Source organism: Mesorhizobium sp. M7A.F.Ca.CA.001.10.2.1 (assembly GCF_003998575.1).
Taxonomy (GTDB): Bacteria; Pseudomonadota; Alphaproteobacteria; order Rhizobiales; family Rhizobiaceae; genus Mesorhizobium.
Genome location: NZ_RZQY01000253.1, coordinates 1 through 7845, shown reverse-complemented (window position 1 = coordinate 7845; position 7845 = coordinate 1). Strand labels below are relative to the sequence as shown.

Genomic DNA, 7845 nt, shown 5'->3' with positions numbered 1-7845 from the left:
GTCGATGGCCATCTGCACGCCGCGCTGGAATTCCTGGCCGTCCGCCGCGGCAGGGCCGGTCAGCGGCGCAAGCAGGCCGATCTTGACGACGTCGGCAAAGGCGGGGGCGGCTGATGCGGCAAACATGCCGATCAGCGTGGTGCTCATCAGCATATGGCGGATTCGACTTGCGGCGGATTTGGGCTTCATCGTGCTGTTCCCTGTTTCCTCCCGTTCATCGGGAGTTGGATAATTGACAATCTACGCATAATTGTTCTTATTTGAAAAGGATTTTTCAACGCAACCTGGCCGGGAAGATGGTTCCCGCAAAGGTATGGAAGCCGTGGCGCTTTGCTGCGCAACTGCACTAAAACAAGGCAATTATAACGGAGCGGACAATGACGATCGCGCAGAAGACCCTTGACACCAGCCACGGCAAGATCGCGGTGCGCCAGACCAGTGGCCAGGGCACCGCTGTCATGCTGATCCACGGCAATTCATCTTCCAGCGCCGTTTTCCGCAACCAGTTGGACGGCCCGTTGGGCGAGCGCTACCACCTGATCGCTCCCGACCTGCCCGGCCACGGAGCGTCCGGCGATGCGATCGATCCTGAGCGTTCCTACAGCATGGAAGGCTATGCCGATGCCATGACCGAAGTGCTTGGGCTGCTCGGCATCGACAAGGCCATCGTCTTCGGCTGGTCGCTCGGCGGCCATATCGGGCTTGAGATGATCGACCGCTTTCCCGGCCTGCTTGGCCTGATGATCACCGGCACGCCGCCCGTCTCGCCCGAGGAGGTCGGCAACGGATTCAAGCCGAGCCCGCATATGCACCTCGCGGGGCAGGAAACCTTCAGCGGCGCCGATGTCGAGGCCTATGCGCGCAGCACTTGCGGCGAGCCGTTCGAGCCGTTTCTCATCGACACGGTGGCGCGCACCGATGGGCGGGCGCGGCGCCTGATGTTCGAAAAGTTCGCGGCCGGCACCGGCCGGAACCAGCGCGAAATCGTGGCCGGCAAGACGCCGCCGATCGCCGTTCTGAACGGCATCGACGAGCCATTCGTCAACACCGATTTCGTCTCCGCTGTGAAATTCTCCAATCTATGGGAAGGCAAGGCCCATCTGCTCGACAAATCCGGCCACGCGCCGTTCTGGGATTCGCCGGATCGTTTTGATCCGATCTTCGCCCGCTTCCTGGCAAGCGTCGACAGAGCGTAGGTTCGTAGTAAACCGCGCCTCAGACCCCACTTCGTGATGGGTGGGGTGACAATGGCGAGCATCTGTCGTATATTGACATAAAGATATCCTTATGTGACATGAAAAGGTCTGTCGCCAAAGGGATAAAAAATGTCGCAGAATTCTGCATCGCTGGACGCATTGTTCGGCCCCGTAGCGGCAAAACCCGACGGTTCGGAAGTGCTTGCGGCGCTCACTGCGGCAGCACGCGAGCGCATTCTCATCCTCGACGGCGCCATGGGCACACAGATCCAGGGCCTCGGCTTTGACGAGGACCAGTTTCGCGGCGAGGCCTTCGCCGGCTGCGCCTGCCATCAGCAAGGCAACAACGATCTTCTGATCCTGACGCAGCCCGGGGCGATCGAGGAGATCCACTATCAATACGCCATCGCGGGCGCCGACATCCTCGAAACCAACACTTTCTCCTCGACCTCGATCGCACAGGCCGACTACGGCATGGAAGATGCCGTCTACGCGCTGAACCGCGATGGCGCGCGGCTGGTACACCGCGCTGCTGTTCGTGCCGAGCAGCAGGACGGTAAGCGCCGCTTTGTCGCCGGCGCACTCGGGCCGACCAACCGCACCGCCTCGATGTCGCCCGACGTCAACAATCCCGGCTACCGCGCCGTGACCTTCGACGACCTGCGCCTCGCCTATGGCGAGCAGCTGCGCGGGTTGATCGATGGCGGCGCCGACATCATCCTGATCGAGACGATCTTCGACACGCTGAATGCCAAGGCGGCGATCTTCGCAGCGGAAGAGATCTTCATCGAAAAGGGCGTGCGCCTGCCGGTGATGATTTCGGGCACCATCACGGACCTCTCCGGCCGCACGCTGTCGGGCCAGACGCCGACCGCCTTCTGGCATTCGGTGCGCCATGCCAGCCCCTTCACCATCGGCCTCAACTGCGCGCTCGGCGCCAATGCGATGCGGGCGCATCTGGCCGAGATTTCAGGCGTCGCCAACACCTTCACCTGCGCCTATCCGAATGCCGGCCTGCCCAATGAATTCGGTCGGTATGACGAGAGCCCGGACTTCATGGCCGCGCAGATCGAGGAGTTTGCCCGCGAGGGACTGGTCAATGTCGTCGGCGGCTGCTGCGGTTCGACGCCCGAGCACATCCGCGCCATCGCCGAAGCGGTGAAGAAATATCCGCCACGTGCCATTCCAGACATCGAGCCCAAGATGCGCCTGTCCGGGCTGGAGCCGTTCACGCTCACCGACGAGATTCCGTTCGTCAATGTAGGCGAGCGCACTAACGTCACCGGCTCGGCCAAGTTCAGGAAACTGATCACGGCAGGCGACTATGTCGCCGCGCTCGACGTCGCGCGCGACCAGGTCGCCAATGGCGCGCAGATCATCGACATCAACATGGACGAGGGGCTGATCGATTCGAAGAAGGCGATGGTCGACTATCTCAACCTGATCGCCGCCGAGCCGGACATAGCCCGCGTTCCCGTCATGGTCGACAGTTCGAAATGGGAGATCATCGAAGCCGGCTTGAAATGCGTGCAGGGCAAGCCGCTGGTCAACTCCATTTCGATGAAGGAGGGCGAAGAGGCATTCCTGCATCATGCCAGGCTGGTGCGGGCCTATGGCGCCGCCGTGGTCGTCATGGCTTTCGATGAGGACGGCCAGGCCGACACCAAGGCGCGCAAGGTCGAGATCTGCACGCGCGCCTACAAGCTCCTGACCGAGCAGGCCGGCTTCCCGCCCGAGGACATCGTCTTCGATCCCAATGTCTTCGCCATTGCCACCGGCATCGAGGAGCACGACAATTACGGTGTCGACTTCATCGAGGCGGCCGGCGAGATCACCGCGACGCTGCTGCATGTTCATATCTCCGGCGGCGTGTCGAACCTGTCCTTCTCGTTCCGCGGCAACGAGCCGGTGCGCGAGGCCATGCATGCCGTGTTCCTCTACCATGCCATCCAGCGCGGCATGGACATGGGCATCGTCAATGCCGGTCAGCTTGCCGTCTACGATACGATCGAGCCTGATCTGCGCGAGGCCTGCGAGGACGTCGTGCTCAACCGCGCGCCCAGGGCCGGCGGCACCGCCACCGAACGCATGCTGGAGATTGCCGAACGCTTCAAAGGCACGGCCGGGAAGGAAGCGCAGGAGCGCGATCTCGCCTGGCGCGAATGGACTGTCGAACAGCGGATCAGCCATGCACTGGTCAACGGCATCACCGAATTCATCGACGCCGACACCGAGGAAGCGCGGCTTGCCGCCGAGCGGCCGCTGCATGTCATCGAAGGCCCGCTGATGGCCGGCATGAACGTCGTCGGCGACCTGTTCGGCGCGGGCAAGATGTTCCTGCCGCAAGTGGTGAAATCGGCGCGGGTGATGAAGCAGGCCGTCGCCGGATTGCTGCCGCATATGGAGGCCGAGAAGCTGGCCAACGCCGCCAACGGCATCGACAATGGCGAACGCCAGACAGCGGGCAAGATCCTGATGGCGACGGTCAAGGGCGATGTCCATGACATCGGCAAGAACATCGTCGGCGTCGTGCTCGCCTGCAACAACTACGAGATCGTCGATCTCGGCGTCATGGTGCCGGCGGCCAAGATCCTGCAGACGGCCCGTGAGCAAAATGTCGATGTCATCGGCCTTTCCGGCCTGATCACGCCGTCTCTCGATGAGATGGTGCACATGGCTTCGGAAATGGAGCGTGAAGGCTTCGACATTCCGCTGCTGATCGGCGGCGCGACGACCAGCCGTGTGCACACGGCGGTGAAGATCCACCCGCGCTACACCAAGGGCCAGACGGTCTACGTCACCGACGCCAGCCGGGCGGTGGGTGTCGTGTCGTCCTTGCTGTCGAACGAGACCAAGGGCGGCTATGTCGACACGGTGCGCACCGAATACAAGAAGGTCGCCGATGCGCATGCCCGCTCCGAAGCCGACAAGCAACGGCTGCCGCTGGCCAAGGCGAGGGCCAATGCGCACCGGATCGACTGGTCTGCCTACGAGCCGCCGAAGCCGTCCTTTACCGGCGTCAAGGTATTCGTGAACTGGGATCTCACCGAACTCGCGCGCTACATCGATTGGACGCCGTTCTTCCAGACTTGGGAGCTGAAGGGCCGTTATCCCAAAATTCTCGAAGACGAGGCGCAAGGCGCCGCCGCGCGCCAGCTGTTCGAGGATGCGCAGGCGATGCTGAAGCAGATCATCGCCGAGAAATGGTTCGCGCCGCGCGGCGTCGTCGGTTTCTGGCCGGCCAATGCCGTCGGCGACGACATCAGGCTGTTCACGGACGAAAAGCGGTCGCAGGAACTGGCGACCTTCTTTACCTTGCGCCAGCAGCTGACCAAGCGCGACGGCAAGGCCAATGTCGCACTGGCGGACTTCGTCGCGCCAGCGGAGTGCGGCAAGCCGGATTACATCGGCGGCTTTATCGTCACCGCCGGCATCGAGGAGGTGGCTATCGCCGAACGGTTCGAGCGAGCGAATGATGATTATTCGTCGATCATGGTCAAGGCGCTGGCAGACCGCTTCGCCGAAGCCTTTGCCGAGCGGATGCATGAGAAGGTGCGCAAGGAATTCTGGGGCTATGCTTCAGATGAAGCGCTGGCGCCGGACGAACTGATCGGCGAACCCTATCGCGGCATTCGTCCGGCGCCCGGCTATCCGGCGCAGCCCGATCACACCGAGAAGGCGACTTTGTTCCGGCTGCTCGACGGTGAGCGCAATGCAGGCGTGAGCCTGACCGAAAGCTATGCAATGTGGCCGGGTTCCTCGGTATCAGGCATCTATCTGGCGCATCCCGAAAGCTATTATTTCGGCGTCGCCAAGGTCGAACGCGACCAGGTCGAGGATTACGCACGCCGCAAGGCGATGCCATTGGCCGAGGTAGAGCGCTGGCTTGGCCCCATCCTCAACTACGTACCGGCACACTATGCCGAGGCGGCTGAATAGCGGCGCCATGCGTTCAACAGAATTTGCGCTGGTTGCCGGCTTGTGATCCGTGGCGCGGCGGTTACACCTGCGCGGGCAGCCGTCTTTATAGTTGGAGCGCCGAATGACCTTACTCACACGCCGCAGGCTTTTGAAGACGGCTGCGGTTGCCGGCGCGGGCGGGATCGGGCTTTCGGCGATGGGCCGGCTTGGTGGCTGGGCCGCCGCGACGCCTGAGCCGGTGGTTTTGCAGACGGCAAAGATCCAGGCGAAGCTGATGGATGTCGGCCAGACCAGGGATGTGCTGACCTATGGCAACGCCGGAATGCCGCCCGTGCTCAGGATGAAAAAGGGCGAGCCCTTCGCAGCACGCCTTGTCAACGCGATCGACGATCCGACGACGATCCACTGGCACGGTATTCGCGTTCCCAACAAGATGGACGGCGTGCCGTTTCTGGTACAGCCCTACGTCTACACCGGCGATCATTTCGACTACGCCTTCACGTCGCCCGATGCCGGCACCTTCTGGTACCACCCGCATTGCAACACGCTGGAGCAGATGGGCCATGGCCTGACCGGCGTGATCGTGGTCGAGAATCCCAACGATCCGAAATTCGATGCCGAAATCGTCCTCAATTTGCGCGACTGGCGCCTCGGCGACGACGGTCAGTTCATCGACCAGTTCCGGCCGCGCGATGCCGCGAGAACCGGCACTTACGGCACGGTACGCACCGCCAACTGGCTCGACCAGCCGCAATATGATGCGCCGGCCGGCGGACTTGCGCGGCTGCGTGTCGCCATCACCGACGTGACGCGCATCTACGCTTTCCGCGTCGACGGTGCGGAGGCGAGTGTCATGGCGCTCGACGGCAATCCGGTGCCTGAGCGTTTTTCGCCCGACGCCTTGCTGCTCGGACCCGGCCAGCGCATGGAGCTGGCCATACGCATGCCCGACAATGAAGGCGCGATGGTCAGCTTGAGGGACGTCAGGGGCACCAAGCCAAAAATCCTGGCGACCCTGCGCGCGACAGGAAAATCCCTCAAACGGGACATTCGCGATGTTGCTCCGCTGGAGCTCAATCCGGTGGCGGAAGTGGATCTCGCCAGTGCCAGGCATATTTCCCTGGCACTAAGCGCCACGGCGGAAAACGTCCCGAGCGATGGCATCTGCGGTTCGCTTGGCTATAGTTTCTGGGCCCTCAACAAAGTGCCGTGGCCAGGCGACACCAAGGACCCGACCGCGCCACTGGCCGAATTGAAGCTTGGCCAAAGCTACGTCATCGACATGGAGAACCTGACGCCGCAATCTCATCCGATGCATCTGCACGGTATGAGCTTCAAAGTGCTGTCATCCTCGACGCGCCAGGTTCAGCCTGTGATTTCCGACACCTATCTCATCCAGCCCAACGAGAAGGTTCAGCTCGGCTTCGTCGCCGACAATCCCGGCGATTGGCTGCTGCACTGCCACATCATCGAGCACCAGAAATCGGGAATGACGAGCTATGTCAGGGTGGTGTGAAGCCGCGTCAGCCTGCGCGTAGCGTCTGTGCCGTCATTTGCGCAACTGCGCCTCGATCTCGTCGAGCACCTTGTCCTTGCCGATGCCGGTGAGGAAGGCGAGGCCCTTGATCACCGGCTTGGTGACCGAAGCGGAGATCGGGGTGGTTGCGACGATGAAGTCGACATTGTCGGCCAGTCCGGGCACTTCGGTGGCCTTCGCCTGCTGGGCATTGAAGGTGAGGCCGCGTTTCTTCATTTCCTCGGTGACGGCGACATTGACCGCGGTCGAGGTGGCGATGCCCGTGCCGCAGGCAAAGAGAATGGTTTTCTGTCTCGACATCTCTGCTTCTCCTTGTTTCAGCCGAGTACGGCTCGCACGTCTTCGAGGGTTCTGGCCGACCTCAAATCATCCAAGGCTTGCGGGTTCTGGATGGTGGCCATGACGGCCTGCAGCGCCTCAATCTGCTTGTCCTTGTCGTTGATGGCAAGCAGGAAGACGAAGCCGACCGGCAGCATCTCGTCGGGATCCTCCATGTTGGCGAAGGTCACTGGTTGCTTCAATGTGCCCATCGCGATGCCAGGCTTCAGCACATGCTCCGGATCGGTGTGCGGCACCGCGACATTATCGGAGCGTTCCAGCGGCAGTCCGGTCGGGATGGTCAATTCGCGGCGCACGACCGCGTCGGCATAGCTGCTTTTGACATAGCCAAGTCTCTCCAGCCGGCCCGCCAGGATGCGGATGATCTCCTCATTGGTCGAGGCATCGGATCCGAGCACGATCGCGTCAGGGTCCAGAAGCTGCATGAGTCCGTCGGACATTCTTTGCTCCGTCTATGAAATCGTGCGCCGCGGGAAGGGCGCACGATCGGTTTGAGGGTGGACGCTATCAGGTTCAGGCCGTCTCTTCGGCCGGCTCGTCCTCGGCGCCCGCGGCCCGCTCCCAGCCGAGCGGATTGCGGCGGTAGAGGACAAACAATGCCGCGATGACCACTGCGATCACGATGATGCCGACAAGCCCCATCCCCTGGATCGCCTCGATGACCACGTAAGGCACCCACAGGAAGCCGTCGACCACCGAGGTGATCTGCAGCGCGTCCGCCGGCAGCTTGAAGCCCGACGAGACTGCTGCGCTGGTGAACAGCGGCGCCAGCGCGTTGGCGACGTAGAAGCCGATGGCCAGCGTCACCGTGCCGATCACCACCATGCGGAACACGTTGCCTTTGACCAGCGG

At 62.4% G+C, this 7845-nt stretch carries 6 protein-coding genes and 1 pseudogene; 3 read left to right on the top strand and 4 right to left on the bottom strand.

Features of this window, described 5'->3' with window-relative positions:
* On the bottom strand, nucleotides 1-189 hold a 189-nt coding region (locus EN964_RS17395), incomplete at its 3' end, for an ABC transporter substrate-binding protein (protein WP_164775858.1).
* A 188-nt stretch (nucleotides 190-377) separates the two neighbouring features.
* Between EN964_RS17395 and EN964_RS17390 the strand changes: the two genes are divergently transcribed.
* The 3 genes from EN964_RS17390 to EN964_RS17380 all read left to right on the top strand — a co-directional run bounded on the left by EN964_RS17390 (nucleotide 378) and on the right by EN964_RS17380 (nucleotide 6633).
* A complete protein-coding gene (locus EN964_RS17390) occupies nucleotides 378-1196 on the top strand; it encodes an alpha/beta fold hydrolase (protein ID WP_127272179.1) in 819 nt (272 codons plus the stop codon).
* Nucleotides 1197-1325: 129 nt separating this feature from the next.
* Complete coding sequence (gene metH / locus EN964_RS17385) at nucleotides 1326-5135, top strand: methionine synthase (protein ID WP_127272180.1); 3810 nt, start codon at nucleotides 1326-1328, stop codon at nucleotides 5133-5135.
* Between the two features lie 103 nt (nucleotides 5136-5238).
* The gene (locus EN964_RS17380) at nucleotides 5239-6633 is read left to right on the top strand and encodes a multicopper oxidase family protein (RefSeq protein WP_127267973.1); all 1395 of its coding nucleotides are present in this window, start codon (nucleotides 5239-5241) and stop codon (nucleotides 6631-6633) included.
* Between the two features lie 33 nt (nucleotides 6634-6666).
* Here EN964_RS17380 and EN964_RS17375 read toward each other — a convergent pair whose 3' ends face one another.
* The 3 genes and pseudogenes from EN964_RS17375 to EN964_RS17365 form a co-directional block, all read right to left on the bottom strand.
* Nucleotides 6667-6954, bottom strand: a complete 288-nt coding sequence (locus EN964_RS17375) for a PTS sugar transporter subunit IIB (RefSeq protein WP_023809203.1) — start codon at nucleotides 6952-6954, stop codon at nucleotides 6667-6669.
* Between the two features lie 17 nt (nucleotides 6955-6971).
* Nucleotides 6972-7433 (bottom strand): PTS sugar transporter subunit IIA, encoded by a 462-nt coding sequence (locus EN964_RS17370; protein WP_127267974.1) that lies wholly within the window; start codon nucleotides 7431-7433, stop codon nucleotides 6972-6974.
* A 73-nt stretch (nucleotides 7434-7506) separates the two neighbouring features.
* A pseudogene (locus EN964_RS17365) lies at nucleotides 7507-7845 on the bottom strand (PTS sugar transporter subunit IIC); the annotation flags it as partial.